The following is a 23,975-nucleotide window of genomic DNA, read 5'->3' as shown; positions in this document are numbered from 1 at the left end:
AGAGCAGCGAGCCGCGGGCCGACGGCGCAGGGGCGCCGGTACGGGGTGCCCCTGCGCAGGGTGATCCTGGCAGTGGTGGGATCAGCAGGGTTTCGCTCGTGCCCGCCTGCCGTGCCTAGGCTGGCGGTATGTCCACCATCCTGATCACCGGTGCCACCTCCGGCCTCGGCCGGTACATCGCCTTCGAACTTGTCCGCTCGGGCCATGTCGTGCTCGCGCACGGCCGCGATCCGGGCCGTACGGAACGCCTCGTCGAAGAGTTGCGTACCGAGGGCAAGGCGTACGGACACGTCGCCGACCTGTCCTCGCTGGCGCGGGTGCGCGAGCTGGGGGCCCGGGTCGCCGAGGCCCACCCGCGGCTCGACGTGCTGGTCAACAACGCGGGCATGGGCACAGGCGGGCGGGGAGCGGGCCGTGAGGTGAGCGCCGACGGGCACGAACTGCGGCTGGCGGTCAACTACTTGGCGCCGGTCGCGCTCACCCGTGCGCTGCTGCCCACGTTGCGGGCCAACGCGCCCGCGCGGATCGTCAACGTCGGCTCGGCCGGCCAGGAGCCCGTCGCCTTCGACGATCCGGAGCTGACCCGCGGCTACAGCGGTGTCTCGGCGTACCGCCGCAGCAAGTTCGCGCTCGCCGCGTACACCTTTTCGCTCGCGGAGGAGCTGGAGGGCAGCGGTGTCGCGGTGAACGTGCTGCACCCGGCGACCTACATGGACACCGCGATGGTCCGCGAGGGCGGCATCAGTCCCTGGAACACGGTCGCCGACGGCGCGCCTGGTGTGCTGGCGCTGGCGACCCGGGATCTCGGCTCGGGACGCTACTTCGACGGCACGCGGGCGGCGCGGGCGCACGAGGGTACGTACGACCCCGAGATACGCGAGCGGCTGGCGGCGGTGACCGAGCAGTTGCTCACCGCCTGACGGCGACAGCTACCGGACCGCGACATCCGCCTCACCACGACGGCTACATACGCGCGACATCTGCCCATTACGACAGCTACCTGCCCGCGGTGGAACGGCCTGGGCGCGCCGGCCGCCTCACGGCTGCGGTGCCGGCACGGCCTACCGCGGCTCCGGGCCCGCCTCCAGCGCCGCGCTCGCCCGCGCCGCCAGTCCGTCGGCCCCGCAGGAACGGGCCAGTGCCAGGCCCCGGTTGAGCTCGGAGGCCGAGCGGGACAGGATGCCGTACTCGACCCGGGCCGCCGCGTGTTCGTACTGGCAGGGCGAGGCCTCCAGGTAGGTGACCGCCTGGGCGGCCAGCCGGACCGCGCGCTGGCCGGTCTCCAGGGCGGCGGCGCAGCGCAGGGCCTCCCCTATCGCGGTGTCCGTGCCGAAGCGCTCGGCGCGCCGGCGGGCGTCGGTGGCGAGCTGGGCGGCGCGGCCCGGGTCGTCCACGGCGAGGGCGCGGGCGAGGTCGACGGCCCAGGGGACGACCACCGGGTTGTGGTGGCCGCGCGCGGCGGCGGCCTTCTCGGCTGCCTCCAGCTCGTTGACGCCCTCCTTGGTCCGGCCCACCGCGAGCAGGAGGCGGCCGCGGACCGAGCGGGGGTCGGGCAGCACGATGGTGGACGGGTACGGCGGGGCGAAGCCGTACTGCTCGGCCATGGACCAGGCCTCCTCGACGTGGCCGCGGGCGAGCAGCGTGTCGATGAGGTTGCAGGTCGCCGACCAGTACAGGGGCAGCCCGCGGCCGACGCGTTCGGCGATGTGCAGCGACTCGCGCAGGGACCTCTCCGCCTCCCGGAGCCGGCCGCGCCTGCGGTGTCCGAGGCCGACGTAGGCGTGCGCGAGGGCGAGGTGGCCGCCGCCCCAGCCGGCCGAGTCGTAGGTGCGCAGGGCCTCTGTGAACAGGCTCTCCGCGCGGTCGAGCCGGTCGGTGTAGGCGTACGAGGAGGCCAGCATCAGGGGGAGTTCGAGACCCCACTCGTTGTCGGTCCAGCCGAGTCCGGGTGCCAGGCGGCCGTTGACGAGAGCGCGGTCGCACGCCTCGACGATCTCCTCGGCGTTCTCGCCGTGCGTCATCGCGTCGAAGCCGCGCATGATGAGCAGCGCGCGCTCGGAGTTGTCCCGGCCGGCGCAGGTCCTGGCGAGCTCGGCGAGCCGCTCGGAGCGTCCCGGGGAGGTCGTCTCGCCCGCGTGGATGCCCTCCCACATGTACTGCGCGGCCTGCAACCGCATCCGGGCGGGGCCGGGTTCGTGCCGGGCCGCCTCCGTCTCGACGGTGCGGACGGCCTCCTCCAGCTGGTCGTTGTGGAGGAGGGCCTGGGAGAGGCGGAAGACGGCGTCGACGCGTTCGGCTCCGTCGAGGCCGGGCAGGGCGAGCGCGGTCTGCAGGTGGTCTATGGTCTTGGCGGGGGCGGTCAGCAGGGTGGCACAGCCGAGTTCGTAGAGCAGGTGCGCGTGGACCTCGGGCCGCGGGGGCTCCAGGAGGGCGCGTTCGAGGCAGCGGCGGGCCGCGTCGGGGGCGCCGACGGCGAGGTGGTCGCGGGCCGCCTCACGCAGCTGCTCCACGAGTTCCTCGTCGTCGTCCGGGTGGACCTGGAGGAGATGCCGGGAGGCGGCCGCGGCACCGCGCCCGGAGTCGGTGACGATCTGGGCGGCGATGCCGTGCATGGCGGTGCACAGGGCGGGCGGGATGGATTCGTAGACGGCGGTCGCGATCAGCGGGTGGACGAACTCCAGGTCGCCGCCGTCCGCTTGGGCGTTCGCCGGGTCGGGGGAGGTCAGGATGCGGGCGGTGCGCAGCAGTTCGGCGCAGCGCACCGCCTCGCCGCGGCTGAGGGTGGCGAGTTTGGCGACCAGGTCGACGGATATGCCGGTGCCGAGGATCGCGGCCGCCCAGGCGAACCGGGTGGCGTCGATGCCGAGTTCCTCCAGGCGGGCGACGAGGCCGCCGCCGCGGGCCGTGCGGTTCAGGGCGCGCAGTTCACCGGCCGCGCTCTCGGTGGGTTCCAGTCCGCTGTCGCGCACCTTGGCGAGGAGTTCCACGGTCTCGTACGGGTTCCCGTCGGTGACGGCCCACACCTCGCGGCAGAACGGGGCGTCGGCGTGCTCGCCGAGGGTGGCGCGGGTGAGGCCGGCGGTGCCCTGCGGGGTGAGAGCGCTCAGGGTGGTGGCGGGGCCGCCCGCGGTGGCGGCGACCGCGTCGAGGAGCCGGGCGCTCTCGCCGCTGACCTCGCCGGGGCGGCGGGCCACCACGACCAGCACGGGCAGGTCGTCGAGGCGTTCGGCGAAGGCCGCGAGCCAGCGCAGGGTCTCCTGGTCGGCCCAGTGGGCGTCGTCGATCAGCAGCACCAGCGGCCAGTCCCGCCGGGCCAGCCGGCGCACCGCCGCGACCAGTCCCTCGGTGACGCCCTGCGGGTCGGCCTGCCGTTCGCCGGGCTCGGTGAGGCCGAGGGCGGGGCCGGCGATGTCGTACCAGTCGCCGAGATACTCGCGGGCCTCCTCCGGCATCAGCGACACCAGCGCGGGCTGCAGCAGTTGCCGTACGACGTTGAAGGGGACGGACCTGAGGGTCTGGCCGCCGCGGGCCGACCACACCGTGCAGCCCCGCCGTTCGGCGATGCGGCGGGTCTCGGCGAGCAGGGCGGTCTTGCCGAAGCCGGCCTCGCCCCGGATCACCAGCAGGCTGCCCGAGGAGGAGCTGTCCGCGCCCAGGGCCTCGATCGCCCGTACGACGGCGTGGACTTCGGCGTCGCGCTCCCACAGGGAGGCCGAGGCGGCCGCTGTGGGCCGTACCTCCGTCATCCCGCTACCTCCCCATAGTCGCCCGAACGACGTACAGAACTCGAGAGTAGCCGTCCGACTGCCGACACGGAGACCCGTCCGGCTACCTGTTGCCTTGACGGGTGACGTGCGGTACGAGCGGTCGACGCGGCATGCCCGCGACCAGCCGCGATCAAACATGACTGTCCGTCAGAAACGGTGGCTCCGAGGGGAGGGAGGGGTCTTCTCACGCCGGAGGGAGACGGGTGCTGTTCCCGTTGACGCCGCCCTTCGGCGAGGGGCGGTGCGGGTGCGGGCCGCGCGGCTCCAGCCGCTGCTCCGGCCGCCCCGTCGCAGCCGCGGGTGCCTGCGGAGTCCGGCGCGGGCCGCGGCTCCTGGTCCGGTTCCCGATCTGGCTCCGGATCCGGCTCACGCTCCGGCTCCCGCCGGCGGAGAACGGGCGGGCGCCCGGCTCGGGACTCCCGGTGGGAAGGGGCAGCGGCCGGTGCGGCGCGGACCGGGACGAGCGGGTCGGGGCACGCGGTCCGGGGCCCTCTCATGTCTCTTTCACCGAGTGCTCATACGGTGGGGACATGACGCAGGTGACTCCTCCCGGCTGGTATCCCGACCCCGGGCAGACAGATGACGCTCCCGCCACCGAACGCTGGTGGGACGGTAAGGCGTGGACGGACCAGACCCGCCCCGCGGGATCGACCGCCGCATGGGGTCCGCCGGCGCAGGCCCCGGCCGCCGGACCGTATCCCGCGCATCCGGGCTATCCGGCGTACCCGGCGCAGCCGCCGGCCGGTCCGCGGCGCGGGCTGCGCAACGGCATCGCCGTAGGGGTCGCCGTCGTGGTCCTCGCCTGCATAGGCGTGGGCGTGTACGCGCTGTCCAACGGTGACGGCGGCAACGGCAACACGGCCGGCTCGCAGCCGGGACCGGGTGGTCAGGGCGGCCGGGGCGGGCCGTTCGGCGGCGGGTCGGGCGGTCCGGGCGGTCAGTCGCCGGATCCGAACGGGTCGCCCTCGCCCGGCCAGTCCGAGGCGCCGAAGATCGAGAGCGGTTCGGTGACCGACGCGATCGACGGGATCAGCCTGCCGATCCCGGACGGCTGGTACGGCCAGCAGCTCCCGGCGGGCGCGCAGGTCTCCTCGAACGACTCCTACGACTGCCCCGGCGAGCCCACCCAGAAGTGCACGAAGGGCGGCGCGTTCTCGGCGCCCGCGCTGGCGCTCCGGACCAAGGGGATCACGGCCGAGGAGGTGGCGAAGGCGGACATCGCGGCCAACGCCGCACAGTCCTACGGCACGGGCTACGGCGAGATCACCTCGCACGACGTGCTGGCGTCCGAGGCGGTGACCGTGGCCGGGCAGAAGGGCTACCTGGTGCGCTGGAAGGCGGTCACCAGCAAGGGCTCCGACGGGCTCGTCCAGTCGCTGGCCTTCCCCTCCCCCGCGAACCCCCAGCAGATGGTCGTCGTCCGCTTCGGCGTCGACGTCGATCAGACGGAGTCCGTCCTCGACGACATCACCAAGGGCATCAAGGTGTCGAAGGGCGGCGGCAGCGGCCAGAACGTCTGACCGGGCCGGGACACGCGGCGGCCGGGTGGGGCGCCTCTCCGCTCAAGAGGAACCCCACCCGGCCGGGGGGTGCGCGCCGCCCCCGTCCCCACGGTGCGGCGCGAACAGGTCACCGTCCAGTCATCCCATGGACGGCGGCCCGGTCTCAGGTCAGGCCCAGCGCGGGCAGCACCGCGGCCTCCACGAAGCAGACCAGGTAGTCCGGGTCCGCGTCCTTTCCCTCCAGGACGGGCCGGACGCGCATGACGCCGAACATCTGCGCCGGGATGTACGCAAGCGCCGGATGGTCGGCGGGAACCTCGCCGCGTTCGACGCCGCGGCGCAGGATCTCCTGGAGCGCGGCGATCTCCGGCTCGACGAGCGCCTCACGCAGCGCGCAGGCGAGTTCCGCGTCCTGGGTGACGGCATGGCCGAGCGCCTGGACCAGCTTGGTGTCCTTGGTGGACCAGGCGCCCGCGGCCCGCGCGGCCTGGCGCAGGTCCTCGGCGAGTGAACCGGAGTCGATGCCGGCGAAGCGCACCCGCCGGCTGGCGCGCAGGGCGGCCGCCACGAACTGGGGTTTGGTCCGCCATTGCCGGTAGAGCGTGGACTTGCTGCAGCGGGTGCTGGCGGCGACGCCCTCCATGGTCACGGAGTCGTATCCGCATTCGCGGACCTGTTCGAGGACGGCGTCGAAGAACTCCCGCTCACGCTCGGGCGTGATCTTGGAGCGGCGCGAGGCGGCGACCGTCTCCGGTCCGTCCGCGGCCTGCGACGTCATCTGCTCTCCTCGCTCGGTTCGGCGGCCCAAGGCCCGCATCCAGTGTCGTCCGAATGTGTCGTACGTCAATCGATACGTCAGTGTACCGGTACCCGACCGTATCGGTACACTGGCGTTTCGGTACGCACCCGTATCGATGAGTTCCGGTGCCGGACGAGTCACCCATGCGTCCGGCACCAGCACACGCACCACCACCGCCAGCGAAAGGGCCGGGGGATGAATGCCCGCACCGAGCCTTCAGAAGCGGCACCGAGCGCGACAGCGCGCCCGCCGCTCGTCCGTGAGCTCCTCCTTGTCGTAGGGCTCTTCCTCGTCTACAAGTTCGGCCGGCAACTGGCGGCGGGCCACACCGCCGAGGCGCTCCGCAACGCCCACCGCGTGTGGGACTGGGAGCCGGCCGTCCATCTGCCCGGCGAGGGCTCGGTCCAGTCCCTGTTGCTGCACAGCGACACGCTCATACGCATCGCGAACACCTACTACGCGACGGTCCACTTCCCGGCCACCCTGGGCTTCCTGGTCTGGCTCTATCTGCGCCGCCCGGCGCACTACGTGTGGGCCCGCCGGGTCCTGGCCGCGCTCACGGCCGCCGCGCTGCTGGTGCACCTGGTGTTCCCGCTGGCCCCGCCGCGCATGCTGGCCGAGGCCGGCCTGGTGGACACCGCCCGGGTGTACGGGCCCTCGGTGTACGGCCCGCCGCAGACCGACCACCTCTCCAACCAGTTCGCGGCGATGCCCTCACTGCACTTCGGCTGGGCCCTGATGGTCGCGATCGGCCTGATCGTGGCGACCCGGTCCCGCTGGCGCTGGCTGTGGCTGCTGCACCCTGTGGTGACCCTGCTGGTGATCGTCGGAACGGCGAATCACTACTGGCTCGACGCGATCGTGGCGGGCGCGATTCTGGGGCTCGTCCTCACGGTGATCCACCTCCCGCACCGGACGGTGACCACGGCCGGACGCGCCCGGGACACGCTCGTACCGGTCGACGAGAGCGCCCTGGTCGGAGCGGGCCGATGAACGCCACACTGCTCGCCGTCGTCCTGTCCCTGTTCTCCGCCGTCGCCTACGCGGCCGCGGCGGTCGCCCAGGAACGCCTCGCCGCCCGCAACCCGGGTTCTGGCCTGCTGCGGCTGCTCGGCTCGGGTGCCTGGTGGTGGTCGGTCGGACTGAACGCGTCGGCCGCGCTGCTGCACGTCGTCGCCCTCACGTACGGTCCGCTGACGGTGGTCCAGCCGCTCGGCGCGCTCACCCTGGTCGCGGCGGTGCCGCTGGGCGCGCGGATGGCGGGACGCCGGGTCAGCGCGGTGGAGTGGCGGGGTACCGCGTTCACCCTGCTCGGACTGGCCGCGATCCTGGTCGCCGCGTCCGGGCCCGCCCCGGAGCAGGTGCTGAGCACGCCCGAGGCGCTGGCGGTCGCGGGCGTGACCGCGACCCTGATCGGCCTGCTGGCGCGGCGGGGTGCGCGCCCGGGGCTGCGGCACGCGACCGCGTCCGGCTTCGCCTCCGGTGTCGCCTCGGCCCTCACCCAGACCGTCACGGTGGCCGCGACGGACCGCTCCGGCCCGCTGCTCAGCGTGCAGGTGATCGGGGTGGCACTGCTCGTCGCGGCCTTCGCGACCGGCGGACTGCTGCTGTCCCAGACCGCCTACCGGGACGGCCTCGGCGCCCCGCTCGCGGTGGTGACCCTGGCCAACCCGGTGGCCGCGGCGGCGATCGGACTGGCCCTGCTCGGCGAGCGCCTGCAGGGCGGCGCGGCCGGCGTGCTCCTCGCCCTGGCGGGAGCGGGACTGGCGTCCTGGGGCGTGCTCCTGCTCACCCGGGCGACCCCGCACACCGCCGCGGACGACGACCGCCTGGCAGCGGCCATGGCGGCCGACGACCACGCGGTGGCGGCCGCCATCGCGGACGACGACCACCCGGTCGCCGCGGTCCTGGCACTGGAGCCCTCCACCGCGACGACCGAACCGGCGCTGGTCCCCCGGCAGAAGAAGCCGGGACACCTCACATCGCACTGATCACTTCGCACTGATCACGGTGCTCTGATCACTCCGTCGTGACGGCCGGATCGCTGACTCCGGGGCGCCCGTTCTCGACGTGTCCGGCGAACCGCCGCACAAAGGCCGGGTCGGCCTCGGAGGTGACGGTCAGGTCGTACCAGCGCCTGCTCGCCGTGAGGTCGAAGGTGTGCTTCACGGTGGCGCCGGCCCGCACGGTGAAGGTCCTGGCCGGGCGGCCGTATCCGTCGGCGACCTTCAACCGGGCAGTGCCACGGCCCTTGTTGGTGAAGGTCAGCTCGACGTCGTCGCCGGTGTGCCGTGCGGTGACCTCGGGGCCGGCGGTCTTGTTCGGCCCCTTGAAGACGCGCAGGAAACCGTTGGGACCGTGCACGCTCAGGTCGTACGACCCCTTCGAGTACGCCGAGTTCCAGGTGTCCGAAACACTCTTGCCGGCCTCGGTGGTGTAGCTCCAGGGGCCGTCGGTGCGGTTGCCGGAGGTGACCAGGAACGCGGCACCGGCCTTGGCGCCGGAGGCGAAGGTGAGGGTGAACTTCCCGTTCGCCGTATCCGCCGAACCGTCCACGCGCGGCGCGTACTTGAGCGGGCGGGCGGGGCGCAGGCCGCGTTCCTGCCTGGGCAGGACCGCCTTGGCCGGCGGGGTCGGCACGTAGTCGGGGTGGCGGTCGCGGTCCGGCGGCTCGTAGCCGTCGGTGTCCGGCAGGGCGACGGGCTTGATGTCCCTCCGGGAGAAGTCGAACGCGGCGGTCAGGTCACCGCAGACAGCCCGCCGCCAGGGCGAGATGTTGGGCTCGTGCACTCCGAAGCGGCGCTCCATGAACCGGATGATCGAGGTGTGGTCGAGTGTCTCGGAGCAGACGAACCCGCCCTTGCTCCACGGCGAGACGACGAGCATCGGCACTCGCTGGCCGAGCCCGTACGGGCCGGCGACATGGCCGCTGTCCCCCTTGAAAAGGTCCGGGCCCGTATCGACCGTCGACTTGCCCTGCGCGGCCGAGGCCGGCGGGAACGGCGGGACCAGGTGGTCGAAGAAGCCGTCGTTCTCGTCGTAGGTGATGAACAGGGCCGTCTTCGCCCACACCTCCGGGTCGGCGGTGAGCGCGTCCAGGACCTGGGCGACGTACCAGGCGCCGTAGTTCGCGGGCCAGTTGGGATGCTCGGTGAAGGCCTCGGGGGCGACGATCCAGGAGATCTGCGGCAGCTTCCCGCCCAGGACGTCGGCCTTGAGCTGGTCGAAGTAGCCCTCGCCCTTGGTGTAGTCGGTGCCGGTGCGGGCCTTGTCGTACAGCGGGTCGCCCGGCTTGGCGTTCCGGTACTGGTTGAAGTAGAGCAGCGAGTTGTCGCCGTAGTTGCCCCGGTAGGCGTCGTTGATCCAGCCCCAGGAGCCGTTCGCGTCGAGGCCGTCGCCGACGTCCTGGTAGATCTTCCAGGAGACCCCGGCCTTCTCCAGGCGCTCGGGGTAGGTCGTCCAGCCGTAGCCGACCTCGTCGTTGCCGAGGACCGGGCCGCCGCCCTGGCCGTCGTTGCCGGTGTAGCCCGTCCACATGTAGTAGCGGTTCGGGTCGGTGGAGCCGATGAACGAGCAGTGGTAGGCGTCGCAGATGGTGAACGAGTCGGCGAGCGCGTAGTGGAACGGGATGTCGTCGCGGGTGAGATACGCCATCGTCGTCGACGACTTGGTGGGCACCCACTTGTCGTACGTGCCCCCGTTGAAGGCGGCGTGTCCGTCGTTCCAGCCGTGCGGGAGGTCCTGGAGGAAGGCCATGCCCAGGTCGTCGGCGTCGGGGTGGAAGGGCAGGACGTCCTTGGTGCCGTCGGACTGGTGCCAGACCGTCCTGCCGTTCGGGAGGGTCACCGGGCGCGGGTCGCCGAAGCCCCTGACGCCGCGCAGCGCACCGAAGTAGTGGTCGAAAGAACGATTCTCCTGCATCAGGACGACGATGTGCTCGACGTCCTCGATGCTCCCCGTACGGTGGTTCGCCGGGAGCGCGGCGGCGCGCTGGATGCTGTTCGACAGCGCGGTGAACGCCGTCGTGGCGCCCGCGAGTTGCATGAATCTGCGCCGGTTGACCTCGGGCATGGGTGGTGCCTCTCATCCAGGGGGCGGATGGCCGGAACATGACGGGATGACGGAATGCGTGCGGTGCGAGTGTTCCAAGAGCACCAAACGTCAGGGAAGGGTGTGGTGGCGCTGATGTGAAAGTCGTCGGTACGGGAGGTGTGGGGACGCCGCAGCGGGGGATGGTCGCGATCATGACAGAGACGCACACGTCGTCGTCCACCCCGACGAAACGGCCCGTCCGCCAGCTGCTGGCGGCCTCCGTGGGCAACGCCGTGGAGTGGTACGACTGGTACGCCTACACCTTCCTGGCCACCTACATCGCCACCGAGGTCTTCCCGAAGAGCGCGGACAACTCGCTGGTGCCGCTGCTGTCGACGTTCGCGGTGTTCGCGGTGGGCTTCTTCATGCGGCCGGTCGGCGGACTGCTGATGGGCACGATCGCGGACCGGCACGGACGGCGCGCCGCGCTCACGGTCACCATCCTGCTGATGGGCGGCAGCAGTCTGCTGGTCGGGCTGACCCCGACGTACGCGGCGGTCGGCGTCCTCGCTCCCGTGGTGCTCGTCCTCGCGCGGCTGCTCCAGGGCCTGTCCGTGGGCGGGGAGTTCGCCGCCTCGACGACGTTCCTGGTGGAGTCGGCGGGACCCGGCCGGCGCGGGCTGTTCTCCAGCTTCCAGTACGTGTCGACGACGGCCGGGCAGCTCGTCGCCTCAGGGATCGCCACCCTGCTCGTGGACACGCTCGGCGACGGGCAGATGAACAGCTGGGGCTGGCGGCTGCCCTTCGTGTTCGGGGCCGTCCTCAGCCTGGTCGGGTTCTGGATCCGGCAGGGCGCGCAGGAGACGAGGAGCGCCGAGCAGCGACAGGCACCGCGTCCCGGCCTGTTCGAGGCGCTGCGCCGCCACCCCCGCGAGTCCCTCCTCATCTGCGGCATCACGGCGGGCGGCACGATCGCGTACTACACGTGGACGTCGTACCTGCCGACCTACGCCGAACTCAACGCCGGCGTCGACAAGTCCGACGCCCTGCTCGCGGGCACGATCTCGCTCGCCTTCTTCGGCCTGCTCCAGCCGCTCGGCGGACTGCTCTCCGACCGCTTCGGCCGCCGCCCCCCACTCCTCTTCTTCGGCCTCGGCTTCGCCCTGCTCAGCGTGCCGCTGCTGCACGCCCTGCGCGACTCGTTCGCGGTGCTGCTGCTGGTGCAGTGCGCGGGCATGGTCCTGCTGACCGGCTTCACGTCGATCAGCGCGGCCGTCAACGCCGAGGTCTTCCCGCCCCGGGTGCGGGCGGCCGGCATCGGATTCCCCTACTCCCTGACGGTCGCACTGTTCGGCGGGACGGCCCCGTACGTCGGCACGCTCTTCAAGGAGTCGGGCCACTCCGGGCTCTTCCCCTGGTACGTGGCCGCCCTGTGCCTGCTGTCCTCGCTGGTGTACCTGCGGCTGCCCGAAACCGCCCACAAGGAGCTCGACCGGTGAACCCGCGCGGGAGCACGAACGGGAGCACGAACGGGAGCACGAACGGGGCCGCCGATCCGAGCATTCGGATCGGCGGCCCCGTTGTTTCTCGCGCTCGACGTGAGCTCACTTTTCACGCGCTCGACGCGCGCTCACCTGTCACGCACTCGACGCGAGTTCGTGGAAGCCGCTGCGGTGGAAGACCATCGGAGGGACATCGGGATACATGTCGAGTGCCTCGATCTTCAGCAGCACGATCGCGTGATCGCCCGCCTCGACGACCTCGTAGATGGAGCACTCGAGCCACAGCGTGGCGCCGTGCACGAAGACCGCACCGGCGTCGGTGGCGACCCAGTCGACCTCGGCGAAGCGCTGACCGTTCTTGGACGCGAGCGAACGCGCCACCGAACGGTGCTCGCCGGCCAGCACACTCAGCCCCAGGTGAGGTAGCTCGGCCAGCCGTGGCCAGGTGGAGGACGTGTTCGCCACGCAGACGGACACCAGGGCCGGATCCAGCGAGACGGAGGTGAACGAGCTGGCGGCCATCCCCTCCGGGGCGCCGTCCACCATCCCGCAGAAGGCGGTCACGCCACTGGGGAAGCAGCCGAACGCCTGCCGGAGCAGACCGTCGTCGAACCGCAGGTCGGATGCCCGGATCATGGTGTCACCGCCGTCGGGACGTACTTCCTGGCCGACTCGAGCCAGACGGCCAGGTCCGGCGAGGTCGCGTACTCCGAGTCGATCAGATAGAGGCTCGGCGCCGGACAACTGGCTCCGATCTCCACCAGTACGGGACGCAGGGTCAGCTCAGGGGCGAGCGCGTGCTGGAGTCCGGCCCCGAGCATCACCGGGAACGTCGGGATCCCGCCGAGCTCGCCCTGCCCGAACTGGTCGAGAAACAGCTTGAGGAGACCCGTGTAGGTGGCCTTGAACGTAGGTGACGCCACCACGAGCGAGTCGGCGGCCAGCACCGTGGCCTTGGCCTCGGCCACCTTGGGGTCACCCCAGCCGAGCAGGCCTGCCCCGAGATCCACCACGTCGACAACCGCGGACGGCGCGCTCCCGCTGAGTTCCCGGGCGATCAGCTCGGCGGCAGCTCGGGTACGCGACATCGGCTTGGGATTACCGACGACAACGACCGTCATATGAGTCCTCCATAGCAGCGGACGGATGCTGACCCCGTCAGTGAAGGAGCGGCGGATTTCCCGGTCAGGTGTGCGCAGTAAAGCTTCCATTGCGCCGCTGCCCCCTCGTGGACGGAACCGCCCGGACGGCGCAATGGGCGCGGAACGGTCATGATCCGCCGGTGACACTCTGCCTGGCTAGCTTCCAGCGACAAGGCCGGCGGCAGGACCTGACGCCGTCGTCGCAGGCAGAGAACGGCAGAGAACGGGAGGCCGGGTTGCAAGCCAAGAAGTTCCACCTGGGCTGGTTCATGAACGGCTACCGCGTGCACGGCTGGCGGGACCAGTGGATCGGCACCCACAAGTCCGAGGGGATGCTGCCGGACTTCTACGTCGACATGGCGCGCTCCCTGGAACGGGCGTGCTTCGACTACTTCATCCTCGAGGACTCGTCGTTCGTGCCCGACGCCTGGCAGGGCAAGCACGACTTCTACCTGGAGAACGCGTACGCGGTGCCCAAGTTCGACCCGTCGGTCCTGGCGTCGATCCTCACCCAGAACACCTCGCGCCTGGGGATCGTCGCGACCCTGGCGATCACCGAGTACCCCCCGTACCTGCTGGCACGACTCGTCTCGACGATGGACCATGTCTCCCGTGGCCGGGCCGGGTGGAACATGGTCACCGCCAGCTCGGACCGGGCGGCGCAGAACTACGGCCACGACGCCCAGCCGGACCACGACGTCCGCTACGACATGGCCGAGGAGTTCGCGGAACTGGTCGTCAGGCTCTGGGAGTCCTGGGAGCCGGGTTCCATGGTGGTCGACCAGGACGGGATCTTCGCCGACCCGGCCAAGGTCCACCCGGTGGACTTCAAGGGGACGTTCTACAAGTCGCGGGGCCCCATCAACTCGGCCCGCTCCCCGCAGGGCAGATCGGTCATCGTGCAGGCGGGCGGCTCGCCCAAGGGCCGTGCCTTCGCCTCGAAGTACGCCGACTCGATCATCGCCTCGGCGACCACGGTCGAGCAGATGAAGGAGTACCGCGACGACGTCCGGTCCCGTGCCGAGGCGCACGGACGCGACCCGGACTCCGTGAAGGTGCTGTTCCTGGTGTCGCCGGTGCTGGGCGAGACCCATCAGGCGGCCGAGGACCGCCGCCGGCTCGCCCAGGAGGAGGCGGCGGCCAACCCGGTGACCCGCCTTGCCGGGATGGGCTACGCGACCGACATCGACTTCTCCGTGTTCGACCTGGACACCCCCGTCAAGGACCTGGCGTCCCAGCTGGTGACCAACGGCCACCAGAGCTCGCTGCAGCAGTTCGTCACCCAGAACGGGGACCGCACGCTGCGCGAGGTCGCCGCCCAGTCGTCCACCAGCGCCGGGCAGCGCGTCGAGCTGTTGGGGACGCCGTCCGAGGTCGCCGACCAGATGGGGGACGTCATGGCCACGGTGGGCGGCGACGGGTTCCTGCTCACCCAGGACGTCCTGACGCGGCGCTCCATCAGCGAGGTCTGCGACGGGCTCGTACCCGAGCTGCAGAAGCGCGGGCTGACACGGACGTCGTACTCCTACGAGATGTTCCGCGACAACCTGCTCGAGTTCTGAGGTGACCTCGCCGCCCCGCGAGGTGCCACGGTCCTCGGTCGAGCGCGCCCAGATCCAGCGCAGAAGCCTGCGGGTGCTCACCCTGGGACAGGTGGTGGGCGCCGGAGCGCTCGGCGCTGCCGTCACGATCGGCGGCTTCGTGGTGGAGGACATCATCGGTGTCGCCACTCCGTGGGTGGGTCTGTCGACCGCGGCCGTCACCGCCGGCTCCGGAGCCATGGCGCAGATCCTCGCCCGGGTCATGGCCCGCCGCGGACGACGGGTCGGCATGCAGCTGGGTTACGCGTTCGCCGCCTCGGGAGGTCTGGTCGCGTGTGCGGGCGTGCAGTTGTCGTCCCTCGCGGTCTTTCTGTGCGGCCTGCTGCTGTACGGTGCCGGCTCGGCCACCAACCTGCTCGCCCGGTACGCGGCGACCGACCTGGCCGAGCCGGACCAGCGGAGCCGGGCGATGGGCCGGATCCTGTTCTCGGCCACCTTCGGTGCGATCTTCGGACCGACCCTCGTCGGACCGGCCGAGGCACTCGGCCAGTCCGTGTTCGGGCTCGAGAAGTACGCCGGTCCCTGGCTCCTGAGCTCGTTCTTCTTCCTCTGCGCGATGGTCAACGTGGGGGTACGGCTGCGCCCCGACCCGCTGACCGTCTGGGCGGAGGGCAATGCCGTGACCGTCGCCGCCCCGGCGATCCGCGTCACCGAGTCCCTGCGGGTGGTCGCCAGGGAGCCCGCGGCCCGGCTGGCTCTGCTGTCCATGGTGGTCGCCCAGGCGGTGATGGTCGGCGTGATGGCCATGTCCCCGATCGAGATGAAGACGCACCAGCACGAGATGATCATTCCCTTCGTGGTCTCGGCCCACATGGCCGGCATGTTCGCCTTCAGCCCGCTCGTCGGCCGCTTCGCGGACCGGGTCGGGCGGCTGGCGACGATGCGCGCCGGCGCGCTCGTGCTCGTCCTCGCCGGTTGCAGCGGGACGGTGCCGCACAGTGTCCCCTTGATGTTCGTCTCGATGTTCACCGTGGGGCTGGGGTGGGCGTTCGTCTTCATCGGTGCCTCGACGCTTCTGGTGGACACGATCACCTCCGGTGACCGGGTGCAGGTCCAGGGCGCGGTGGACTTCCTCACCGCCGTCTCCGGCGGAGCTGCCGGGGTCCTGTGCGGTTTCCTGCTCAGCTGGGTCGGGTTCTCCGCCCTCGCGCTGGGCTCCACGGTTCTGAGCGGGCTGATCCTCCTCGGGGTGTCCGGTCAGCGACGAAGGGAGAAGACAGCGGTGGACGCCGGATGACCACAGAAGAAGCCCGATCCGCTCCCCACCCGGCCGGCCCCGAGCCGTCGTCCTCGCTGCGGGCACTGTTCCAGGTCCCCGGCTACCGCTACCTCTGCGTCAGCTCCCTCGTCTGGCACACCACGCGGTGGGGTGGCCTGTTCACCGTGAGCTACCTGCTGGCCCAGATGGCCGGTTCGCCCATCCTCAACCAGGTCGTCGGCGCGCTCGTTTTCGCCCCGATGCTCGTCGGTGGCTTCGTGGCCGGGGTGATCAGCGACCGACTGGACCGCCGCAAGCTCATCCGCCGCGTCCAACTGGTGCTGATCCCGGTCCAGTTCACGATGTTCGCCCTGGTCCAGTCCGGCCGGGTCGAGGTGTGGATGACCTTCCCCTTCATGTTCGCGCTGGGAATCGGCGGATTGGTGAACATGACGGCGCAGCGCCCCCTCATCTACGAGACCGTCGGTCCGCGTCTCGCCGGCCAGGCGATGACGATCGAGGCCACCGCCCAGGCGGGGTCGGCCATGTTCGGCACGCTCGCCGGCGGTGCGCTCATCGACACCGTCGGTCTGGGGGCGGGATTCGCCGGGATGGGCGTGCTGCTGTGCGTCTCGGCGGCCTTGCTGCGGCTGGTCCCCGCTCCTCGCTACGCCACCGTGCGCGACCCCGGCACGCGCGTGTCGATCGCCGCGCAGGCCGTCGCCAGCGTCCGGCTCGCCCGGCGCAGCAGGCGCCTGATGGCCACTTTGGGGGTGACCGTGGCGATGAACCTGTTCATGTTCGGCTACATCCCGCTGGTCCCTCTCGTGGCCCATGAGTTCTCCGACGACGCCGTGCTCGCCGGCGCCCTGGGGGCCGCGGCGGGCGGCGGCCAGATCCTGTGCGGAATCGTCCTGAGCACCCGGCCTCTGCTGCGGCGCGGGCTGGTCTTCGCGGTCGGCTCGATGGTCGCTCTGGTCGGCCTGTTCTGCTTCTCCACCGCGCCCGTGTTCGAACTCGCGTTCCTCGCGCTGTTCGTGGCCGGAATGGGGCAGGCCGCGTTCGGGTCCATGCAGAGTCTCCTCGCGATCGAGTCCGCCCACGACACCGAGCGCGGCGTCGCCCTCGGGGTGCTCAGCACCGCGATCGGGGCGATGCCGATCGGCATGGTGGCGATCGGAGCGGGTGCCGAGCTGCTCGGTACCAGGAACGCCCTGACGCTGTCGTCCCTGGTCGGGATGGCCGCGGTGCTGACCGTCGTGCTGCGCCTGCGGGACCTGCTGTCAGCCGCCCCGGAGACCGAGCTGCGCCCGTCCGCCGGGGCCTGAGCGCATCTCGGTCGCACCGGCCGCCAGTCCGGAGCGCGGTCCGACGTGCGGGCGGAGGCCGTACGGCGACGGCGCTGACGACGGCGCTCGCCGCATCCGGTAACGGTTGGCAGCCGGTACGACAGCCGACCGGTACGGGCGGCGCGCACGGCCGGCAGCCGGTGCGATTGCCGGCCGGCGCGGGCGATGTACCCGAGTCCGCGGCGTGACGCCCACCCCCGGCCCGCCGAGCACCCCCATGGCATCGGCGGCACCGTGACCAAAACCGTATCCGTCACGAACCAGGCGCAATAGGAAAGCCACCGTGACGACGCTGCGGTGTCACACATCGCCGCTTTGATCTGGCCATCAGCGTGGAGACGAGCCGAACGCCTCGCCTCCTTCCTCACCGCACTGACCACGTTGCTCTGTGAGACCCCGCCGTAGGAGGCGACCTTGCCCACCAAGATCGAACATCAGCCCGATTCTGAGCCAAGACCCGGGCTGAGCCGTCGCAGCCTGCTCAAGGCGGCCGGCATCACGTTCGGCAGCGTCAGCCTGCTGAGCCTGCTCGAGGCGTGTGGCCAGGGGGCCAGCGAGGACGGCGCGGGCAACCTCACCCTGACCATGCCGTTCCTGCAGGACATGCAGGTCCCCGACCCCGACATCATGTACGAGGGTGAGGGTGTGGAGGTCATGGACGCCTGTTACGACGGCCTCGTCACCTACAAGTCCGGTACGTCCGAAATCATCCCGCAACTGGCGGATTCCTGGACGGTCTCCGACGACCAGCTGACCTACACCTTCAAGCTGAAGCCGGACGTCAAGTTCCACGACGGGACACCCGCCGACGCGGACGCGTGGCTGAAGAGCTTCAAGCGCCGGGCGGCGGTCAAGCAGGGGCCCGCCTACATGGTGACGGGGATCGCGAAGGCCGAGGCGAAGGACGCGACCACCCTCGTCATCAAGCTCAAGGAGCCCAACAACGCCTTCCTCCACTACGCGGCCTGCCCGTGGAAGATGCTGGTGACCAGCCCGACGGCGGTCGCCAAGAACGCGGTGGGCGGGGACCTTGCCCAGACGTGGCTCAAGACCCACGACGCGGGCACCGGCCCGTACGTCATGAAGGAGTTCGTGCCGGGCAGCCACTACACCCTGGAGAGATTCGACGGTTATTGGGGCGATCAACCGTATTTCAAGACGATCCGGATCCAGATCACCCCCGAGATCGCGACCCAGAAGCTCCAGTTGGACCAAGGTGCGTTCAACCTGGTCAGCCATGGGTTCGCCATCGCCGACGTGCTCAGCTACCGGAAGAACAAGAAGTTCTCGGTCGTCACGAACCTCGGCGCTTCGATGATGTCGCTCTACATGAACCCCGGCGCGGGCATGTTCAAGGACAAGTCCCTGCGTCAGGCGATGATGACCGCCCTCGACCGCGCCACGGCCGTCGAGACGTCCTTCAAGGGGCTCACCCCGGTCCAGGACAACTTCTGGCCGGAGGACATGTTCCCCAAAGGGCTCGCACCCTTCGATCCGAAGGTCGACCTCGGCCCGCTGACCAAGAAGGTCGCCGCGCTGTCGGACAAGAAGGTCGACTTCGCCTGGGTGTCGTCCAACGGCGCACCGGCCCAGCAGATGGCCGAACTGGTCCAGACCCAACTCGCCGCGACCGGGCTGGAGATCACCATCCGGGCGATGCCCTCCGCGGAGTGGTTCGACCTCTGCAACCAGCCGGCCGCCAAACGGCCCGACCTGCTGCTGGCGACGATGGGCGGTGACGCGCTGCACCTGGACACCGCGCTGCGGATCTTCCTGCGCACCGGCGCGAAGCCCCTCAACGCCTACCAGTACGGCAACCCCAAGGTGGACGCGCTCATGGACGAGGCGATCACCAAGGGCACCGAGGAGGCGACCAACAAGGTCTACCTGCAGATCACCAAGATCATCGCGGACGAGGCCCTGTGGGTCCCGTTGTGCCGGATCCCGCAGAACTTCGTCACCCACGCCGACATCGGCGGGATCGAACTCGACTCGTACCTCCCGTACATCTTCAACCCGGCCAAGATCAAACGAGTGTGAGCCGGTAGCGGCGTGCTCATGGGCGACGCCCCGCGCCGAGGAGACCGAAGAGATCCACGAGGACATGAGCGAGATCCTGCTCGACGAAGCGCCGGATCCCGTTCTGCCCGCGACCGACAACTCGTCTCGCGCACGTACCTGGAGGGGCTGGAGCCGGACTCCTCCCTCGCCGACACCGTCACCGCCACCAGGCCGAGGAGGGCATGAACCATGGCCAGCACCAGTACCACCGGGAACAGCGCCGCCGCACTCGCCGAACCACTGACCGCGTCACGCGCCCGGGTGGAGGACCTCACGGTCACCTTCCGGCGTCGAGGAGTGCCCGTCCACTCCCTGCGCGGCGTCACCCTGGACATCGATCCCGGCGAGATCCTCGCCGTCGTCGGTGAGTCCGGCTCGGGCAAGAGCGTGATGGCTCTGGCCCTCCTCGGCCTGCTCGCGGGCGACCCGATGCCTGTGATCACCGGGAAGGCCGAGGTGTGCGGCGTCGACATGGTGTCCGCGTCGGACGAGGAGCGGCGCCGCATGCGCAAGCTGCACCTCGGCGCGGTGTTCCAGGACCCCATGACCTCGCTCAACCCCACGATGCGCATCGGTCGCCAGGTGGTGGAGGCGGCCGGGTCCGAGGAGGAGGCGCTACGACTGCTCGACCTCGTCGGCATCCCGGATCCCGCACGGCGGATGAAGGCGTTCCCGCACGAGCTGTCGGGTGGGCTCAGGCAGCGCGTGATGATCGCCATGGCGGTCGCCGGCAAGCCCGACCTGGTGATCGCCGACGAGCCCACCACGGCACTCGACGTGACGGTGCAGGCGCAGGTTCTCGCCCTCATCCGCGACCTCTGCGACAAGCTCGGCACCTCCTTCATCCTGGTCACTCATGACATCGGCGTGGCCTCCCAGGTGGCGGACCGGATCGCGGTCATGTACGGCGGCCGGGTGGCCGAGGTCGGGAAGACGGAGGAGGTCCTGCGGGCACCGTCCCACCCCTACACCGTGGGCCTGCTGAAAGCCCGGCTGGATCTCGACCTGCCCACCGGCCGGCCCATCCCGGCGCTTCCGGGTGAGCCCCCGGACCCCCGGGCACATCCGCAGGGCTGCGCCTTCGCGCCCAGGTGTTCGGCGGCGATCCATGACTGCGCCGAAACGCTGCCGGTGCCGACGCCTGCGGCCACGCACTCGGGGGTGGCGGCCTGCATCGTGCCCGGAGCGACGAGTCAGGAGGCGGCGGTTCTCGCCGCGGCGCCGTCGTTCCGGCCCATGGCCGAGCTCGACGACGGAGCTCCCGCGCTGCGGGTCAACGGCGTCGACAAGCAGTTCACGGTCAGGCGCGGGATGCTGAAGAAGGATCAGCTGCACGCGCTGCGCAACGTCATCCTCGAGATCGCTCCCGGCGAGTCGATGGCCGTCGTCGGCGAGTCCGGGTCGGGGAAGTCGACGTTGCTCCGCGTCGTCGCGGGGCTGATGGAGCCCGACGGCGGGGATGTCGAGCGACTCGGCGGCCGGCCCCAGATGGTGTTCCAGGACGCCGGTGCCTCGCTCACGCCCTGGCTGACCGTGGGCGAGATCGTGGGCGAGCGGCTGCTCAAGGAGAAGAACAGGGCGGACCGCCGGGAGCTGGTCGACCGGGCGCTGCGTCAGGTGGGACTGCCCCCGGACGTGGCCGGTATCAAGGCGGGCCTGCTCTCGGGAGGTCAGCGCCAGCGGGTGGCGTTCGCCAGGGCCGTCATCGTCCCTCCGAAGCTGCTGCTGTGCGACGAGCCCACCTCCGCTCTGGACGCCTCCTTGGCCGCGTCCGTGCTCAATCTGCTGCAGGACCTGCGGCGTGAGCTCGGAATGGCCGTCATGTTCGTGACCCATGACCTGGCCGCCGCGCGTTTCATCTCCGACCGGACCGCGGTGATGTACCTCGGCCAGATCGTCGAACTGGGGCCGACCGAGGAAATCATCTCCTCCCCGAAGCATCCGTACACCAAAGCCCTGCTCGCCGCGATCCCCACTCCTGGGGCCGCGCCCGTGCGCCTGCCGGGCGAGCCGGCGAGCCCGCTCTCCGTGCCGTCGGGCTGCTCGTTCCACCCACGCTGCCGCGAGCGGATCGACCGGTGCTCCACCGAGGCGCCGTTCCTCTACTCCATCGACGGCATCGGAGGCCGGGAGGCCTCGTGCCATCTCATCAGGGTCCCCGCGAACGAGGGCTGACCAGGCGCGTAGCACGTCGTGGAGCGCGGAGCGGACCAGGGTCACAACGGCGCAATACGAGTGCCATGACGGCGCATTCGTCGTGACACCGGCCCTGGATGTCATGGGGTCACCACAGGTCAAGGCACGCGACGGCGCGGTGCCGAACTGCCCGGCGATCTCGTTCGCGGCAGCGGAGGCAGCAGGAGAGGCAGGAAGAGACACATGACGAAGTTCCACCTGGGTTGGTTCATGAACTTCGCGCCACCGGACTGGCAGTCCGAGTGGGCTTCCCCCGACGTGAAGGACTGGGCCAACGGCAAGTTCCACGTCGACATGGCGCGGTCGATGGAGCGGGCCTGCTTCGACTTCATGATGATCGAGGACACCGTCATGGTCGCCGACGCCTACGGCGGCACCATGGAAGGCTCCCTCAAGAACGCCGTCTTCGCACCCAAGCAGGACCCCGTGCCACTGGCCGTCATGGTCGCCGCCAACACATCGAAGATGGGTGTCGTGGCGACGATGTCGACCTCGTTCTACCCGCCCTACCTGCTCGCCCGCGCCTGCTCCACCGTCGACTCCATCGCCGAAGGCCGCTTCGGCTGGAACATCGTCTCCTCCGCCGAGGACCGCGCCGCCCAGAACTTCGGCCTCGAAGGCCTCCCCGAACACGACGAGCGCTACAACGTCGCCGAAGAATACTTCGACGTCGTCAACCAACTCTGGGACTCCTGGGAACCCGACGCCGTCGTCATGGACCGCGACACCAACACCTTCGCCGACTACCGCAAAGTCCGCACCATCGACTTCGACGGCAAGTACTTCAAATCCCGCGGCCCCCTCAACACCGTCCCCTCACCCCAGCACCGCCCCGCCTTCTTCCAAGCCGGAGCCTCCCCCCGAGGCCGCGCCTTCGCCGCCGGCGCCGCCGACGCCATCATCGCGGTCGGCACCGGCACCGGCGGCATGAAGGAATACCGCGACGACATCCGCGCCCGCGCCGAAGCAGCCGGCCGCGACCCCGACGAGATCAAGCTCCTCTTCGTCGTCTCCCCCACCATCGCCGCCACCGAAGCCGAAGCGATCGCCGCGCATCAACGCTTCGGTCAGTCGGACCTGTTCGTCGAGAAGGCGCTCGTGGGCATCTCGTCCAACACCGAGATCGACTTCAAGCAGTTCGACCTGGACGAACCGCTCCCCGAGGGCCTGACCACCAACGGCGAACGCGGATCCCTGGAGCACTTCATGCGGGGCGACGGCACCCCCGGCCCCAAGACCCTCCGCCAGCTCGCGATCGCGGCGAGCTCGTTCGGCATGGAGTTCATCGGCACTCCCGAACAGGTCGCCGACGAGATGCAGGCCGTGATGGAGCAGGTCGGCGGTGACGGCTTCCTCATCCACCGCAGGGGCCTGACGCGCAAGTACATCGCCGACATCTGCGACGGTCTCGTCCCCGAGCTCCAACGACGGGGGCTGACCCGCACCGAGTACACCGGTTCCACCCTGCGCGAGACCCTCGGCGAGTTCTGAAAGGCACAGCACATGACACAGATGTTCCACCTGGGTTGGTTCATGAACTTCACGCCACCGGACTGGCAGTCCGAGTGGGCTTCCCCGGACGTGAAGGACTGGGCCAACGGCAGGTTCCACGTCGACATGGCGCGGTCGATGGAGCGGGCCTGCTTCGACTTCATGATGATCGAGGACACCGTCATGGTCGCCGACGCCTACGGCGGCACCATGGAAGGCTCCCTCAAGAACGCCGTCTTCGCACCCAAGCAGGACCCCGTACCGCTGGCCGTCATGGTCGCCGCCAACACATCGAAGATGGGTGTCGTGGCGACGATGTCGACCTCGTTCTACCCGCCCTACCTGCTCGCCCGCGCCTGCTCCACCGTCGACTCCATCGCCGAAGGCCGCTTCGGCTGGAACATCGTCTCCTCCGCCGAGGACCGCGCCGCCCAGAACTTCGGCCTCGAAGGCCTCCCCGAACACGACGAGCGCTACAACGTCGCCGAAGAATACTTCGACGTCGTCAACCAGCTCTGGGACTCCTGGGAACCCGACGCCGTCGTCATGGACCGCGACACCAACACCTTCGCCGACTACCGCAAAGTCCGCACCATCGACTTCGACGGCAAGTACTTCAAATCCCGCGGCCCCCTCAACACCGTCCCCTCACCCCAGCACCGCCCCGCCTTCTTCCAGGCCGGAGCCTCCCCCCGAGGCCGCGCCTTCGCCGCCGGCGCCGCCGACGCCATCATCGCGGTCGGCACCGGCACCGCCGGCATGAAGGAATACCGCGACGACATCCGCGCCCGCGCCGAAGCAGCCGGCCGCGACCCCGACGAGATCAAGCTCCTCTTCGTCGTCTCCCCCACCGTCGCCGCCACCGAAGCCGAGGCCCTGGAGCAGGAGGCGCGGATCATCGCGACCGACTCCTTCATCGAGAAGGCGCTGGTGGGCATCTCGTCGAACACGGAGATCGACTTCAAGCAGTTCGACCTGGACGAGCCGCTCCCGGAGGGTCTGACCACCAACGGCGAACGCGGATCCCTGGAGCACTTCATGCGGGGCGACGGCAGCCCCGGCCCCAAGACCCTGCGTCAGATGGTCATGGCTCGCAACAAGCGGGGGCTGGAGCTGGTGGGCACTCCGGAGCAGGTCGCCCAGAAGATGGGCGAGGCGATGGAGGAGATCGGCGGCGACGGCTTCCTGATCAACAAGGGCGGTCGCGACCTCTCGCGGCAGTACATCACCGACATCTGCGACGGCCTGGTCCCCGAGCTCCAGCGCCTGGGCCTCACCCGCACCGAGTACACCAAGTCCACCCTGCGCGAGACGCTCCGCGAGTTCTGAGGATCG

Annotated in this window: 17 protein-coding genes; 12 read left to right on the top strand and 5 right to left on the bottom strand. The window is 70.4% G+C overall.

The window, feature by feature from the left end; all coding sequences use genetic code 11:
- Positions 1 to 128: 128 nt before the first annotated feature.
- A complete protein-coding gene (locus tag ACIBK3_RS31625; protein ID WP_399370836.1) occupies positions 129 to 920 on the top strand; it encodes an SDR family NAD(P)-dependent oxidoreductase in 792 nt (263 codons plus the stop codon).
- Between the two features lie 141 nt (positions 921 to 1,061).
- On the opposite strand, the gene ACIBK3_RS31620 is transcribed toward ACIBK3_RS31625, so the two are convergent.
- Positions 1,062 to 3,746 (bottom strand): ATP-binding protein, encoded by a 2,685-nt coding sequence (locus ACIBK3_RS31620; RefSeq protein ID WP_399370835.1) that lies wholly within the window; start codon positions 3,744 to 3,746, stop codon positions 1,062 to 1,064.
- A gap of 551 nt (positions 3,747 to 4,297) precedes the next feature.
- On the opposite strand from ACIBK3_RS31620, the gene ACIBK3_RS31615 reads away from it, so the two are divergent.
- Positions 4,298 to 5,287 carry a DUF2510 domain-containing protein gene (locus ACIBK3_RS31615; protein WP_399370834.1) on the top strand — a complete coding sequence of 330 codons (990 nt, stop codon included), beginning with the start codon at positions 4,298 to 4,300 and terminating at the stop codon, positions 5,285 to 5,287.
- 145 nt (positions 5,288 to 5,432) lie between these two features.
- Here the strand turns inward: ACIBK3_RS31615 and ACIBK3_RS31610 are convergent, their stop codons facing one another.
- Positions 5,433 to 6,047 (bottom strand): TetR/AcrR family transcriptional regulator C-terminal ligand-binding domain-containing protein, encoded by a 615-nt coding sequence (locus tag ACIBK3_RS31610; protein ID WP_399370833.1) that lies wholly within the window; start codon positions 6,045 to 6,047, stop codon positions 5,433 to 5,435.
- Positions 6,048 to 6,263: 216 nt separating this feature from the next.
- Here ACIBK3_RS31610 and ACIBK3_RS31605 point away from each other — a divergent pair, with 216 nt between their 5' ends.
- Together ACIBK3_RS31605 and ACIBK3_RS31600 are read left to right on the top strand one after the other, a co-directional pair.
- A complete protein-coding gene (locus tag ACIBK3_RS31605) occupies positions 6,264 to 7,061 on the top strand; it encodes a phosphatase PAP2 family protein (protein WP_399370832.1) in 798 nt (265 codons plus the stop codon).
- Entirely contained in the window at positions 7,058 to 8,059 is a 1,002-nt protein-coding gene (locus ACIBK3_RS31600) for a hypothetical protein (RefSeq protein ID WP_399370831.1), read from the top strand. Before ACIBK3_RS31605 ends, ACIBK3_RS31600 begins: the two co-directional genes overlap by 4 nt.
- A 28-nt stretch (positions 8,060 to 8,087) precedes the next feature.
- On the opposite strand, the gene ACIBK3_RS31595 is transcribed toward ACIBK3_RS31600, so the two are convergent.
- On the bottom strand, positions 8,088 to 10,139 hold the full coding sequence (locus ACIBK3_RS31595) for a phosphocholine-specific phospholipase C (RefSeq protein WP_399370830.1): 2,052 nt from the start codon (positions 10,137 to 10,139) through the stop codon (positions 8,088 to 8,090).
- A 161-nt stretch (positions 10,140 to 10,300) separates the two neighbouring features.
- On the opposite strand from ACIBK3_RS31595, the gene ACIBK3_RS31590 reads away from it, so the two are divergent.
- Complete coding sequence (locus ACIBK3_RS31590; protein WP_399371039.1) at positions 10,301 to 11,599, top strand: MFS transporter; 1,299 nt, start codon at positions 10,301 to 10,303, stop codon at positions 11,597 to 11,599.
- A 138-nt stretch (positions 11,600 to 11,737) separates the two neighbouring features.
- Here the strand turns inward: ACIBK3_RS31590 and ACIBK3_RS31585 are convergent, their stop codons facing one another.
- On the bottom strand, positions 11,738 to 12,238 hold the full coding sequence (locus ACIBK3_RS31585) for a flavin reductase family protein (RefSeq protein WP_399370829.1): 501 nt from the start codon (positions 12,236 to 12,238) through the stop codon (positions 11,738 to 11,740).
- Entirely contained in the window at positions 12,235 to 12,723 is a 489-nt protein-coding gene (locus tag ACIBK3_RS31580; protein ID WP_399370828.1) for an NADPH-dependent FMN reductase, read from the bottom strand. The genes ACIBK3_RS31585 and ACIBK3_RS31580 overlap by 4 nt, the downstream gene beginning before the upstream one ends.
- A gap of 257 nt (positions 12,724 to 12,980) precedes the next feature.
- On the opposite strand from ACIBK3_RS31580, the gene ACIBK3_RS31575 reads away from it, so the two are divergent.
- The 7 genes from ACIBK3_RS31575 (at position 12,981) to ACIBK3_RS31545 (ending at position 23,969) form a co-directional block, all read left to right on the top strand.
- Positions 12,981 to 14,306 carry an NtaA/DmoA family FMN-dependent monooxygenase gene (locus ACIBK3_RS31575; RefSeq protein ID WP_399370827.1) on the top strand — a complete coding sequence of 442 codons (1,326 nt, stop codon included), beginning with the start codon at positions 12,981 to 12,983 and terminating at the stop codon, positions 14,304 to 14,306.
- Between the two features lies 1 nt (position 14,307).
- Positions 14,308 to 15,582 carry an MFS transporter gene (locus ACIBK3_RS31570; RefSeq protein WP_399370826.1) on the top strand — a complete coding sequence of 425 codons (1,275 nt, stop codon included), beginning with the start codon at positions 14,308 to 14,310 and terminating at the stop codon, positions 15,580 to 15,582.
- Positions 15,579 to 16,871, top strand: coding sequence for an MFS transporter (locus tag ACIBK3_RS31565; protein ID WP_399370825.1), 1,293 nt, complete (start codon positions 15,579 to 15,581; stop codon positions 16,869 to 16,871). The genes ACIBK3_RS31570 and ACIBK3_RS31565 overlap by 4 nt, the downstream gene beginning before the upstream one ends.
- A gap of 435 nt (positions 16,872 to 17,306) precedes the next feature.
- The gene (locus tag ACIBK3_RS31560) at positions 17,307 to 18,932 is read left to right on the top strand and encodes an ABC transporter substrate-binding protein (protein WP_399370824.1); all 1,626 of its coding nucleotides are present in this window, start codon (positions 17,307 to 17,309) and stop codon (positions 18,930 to 18,932) included.
- 210 nt (positions 18,933 to 19,142) lie between these two features.
- Positions 19,143 to 21,128: a dipeptide ABC transporter ATP-binding protein gene (locus tag ACIBK3_RS31555; protein ID WP_399370823.1), complete on the top strand. Its 1,986-nt coding sequence runs from the start codon at positions 19,143 to 19,145 to the stop codon at positions 21,126 to 21,128.
- Positions 21,129 to 21,332: 204 nt separating this feature from the next.
- On the top strand, positions 21,333 to 22,640 hold the full coding sequence (locus ACIBK3_RS31550) for an NtaA/DmoA family FMN-dependent monooxygenase (protein ID WP_399370822.1): 1,308 nt from the start codon (positions 21,333 to 21,335) through the stop codon (positions 22,638 to 22,640).
- 12 nt (positions 22,641 to 22,652) lie between these two features.
- The gene (locus tag ACIBK3_RS31545) at positions 22,653 to 23,969 is read left to right on the top strand and encodes an NtaA/DmoA family FMN-dependent monooxygenase (RefSeq protein ID WP_399370821.1); all 1,317 of its coding nucleotides are present in this window, start codon (positions 22,653 to 22,655) and stop codon (positions 23,967 to 23,969) included.
- The last annotated feature ends 6 nt before the right edge of the window (positions 23,970 to 23,975 follow it).

Origin of the sequence: Streptomyces sp. NPDC050287 (assembly GCF_044459385.1) — a bacterium.
In the GTDB taxonomy this organism is placed as follows: Bacteria; Actinomycetota; Actinomycetes; order Streptomycetales; family Streptomycetaceae; genus Streptomyces.
Note: the sequence above shows the minus strand (reverse complement) of the source record. Positions and strands in the feature narration are given on the sequence as shown.

Coding starts and splice junctions, on each gene's coding strand:
- ACIBK3_RS31625 (WP_399370836.1), top strand. CDS start 129: ATGTCCACCATCCTGATCACCGGTGCCACCTCCGGCCTCGGCCGGTAC.
- ACIBK3_RS31620 (WP_399370835.1), bottom strand. CDS start 3,746: ATGACGGAGGTACGGCCCACAGCGGCCGCCTCGGCCTCCCTGTGGGAG.
- ACIBK3_RS31615 (WP_399370834.1), top strand. CDS start 4,298: ATGACGCAGGTGACTCCTCCCGGCTGGTATCCCGACCCCGGGCAGACA.
- ACIBK3_RS31610 (WP_399370833.1), bottom strand. CDS start 6,047: ATGACGTCGCAGGCCGCGGACGGACCGGAGACGGTCGCCGCCTCGCGC.
- ACIBK3_RS31605 (WP_399370832.1), top strand. CDS start 6,264: ATGAATGCCCGCACCGAGCCTTCAGAAGCGGCACCGAGCGCGACAGCG.
- ACIBK3_RS31600 (WP_399370831.1), top strand. CDS start 7,058: ATGAACGCCACACTGCTCGCCGTCGTCCTGTCCCTGTTCTCCGCCGTC.
- ACIBK3_RS31595 (WP_399370830.1), bottom strand. CDS start 10,139: ATGCCCGAGGTCAACCGGCGCAGATTCATGCAACTCGCGGGCGCCACG.
- ACIBK3_RS31590 (WP_399371039.1), top strand. CDS start 10,301: ATGGTCGCGATCATGACAGAGACGCACACGTCGTCGTCCACCCCGACG.
- ACIBK3_RS31585 (WP_399370829.1), bottom strand. CDS start 12,238: ATGATCCGGGCATCCGACCTGCGGTTCGACGACGGTCTGCTCCGGCAG.
- ACIBK3_RS31580 (WP_399370828.1), bottom strand. CDS start 12,723: ATGACGGTCGTTGTCGTCGGTAATCCCAAGCCGATGTCGCGTACCCGA.
- ACIBK3_RS31565 (WP_399370825.1), top strand. CDS start 15,579: ATGACCACAGAAGAAGCCCGATCCGCTCCCCACCCGGCCGGCCCCGAG.
- ACIBK3_RS31555 (WP_399370823.1), top strand. CDS start 19,143: ATGGCCAGCACCAGTACCACCGGGAACAGCGCCGCCGCACTCGCCGAA.
- ACIBK3_RS31550 (WP_399370822.1), top strand. CDS start 21,333: ATGACGAAGTTCCACCTGGGTTGGTTCATGAACTTCGCGCCACCGGAC.
- ACIBK3_RS31545 (WP_399370821.1), top strand. CDS start 22,653: ATGACACAGATGTTCCACCTGGGTTGGTTCATGAACTTCACGCCACCG.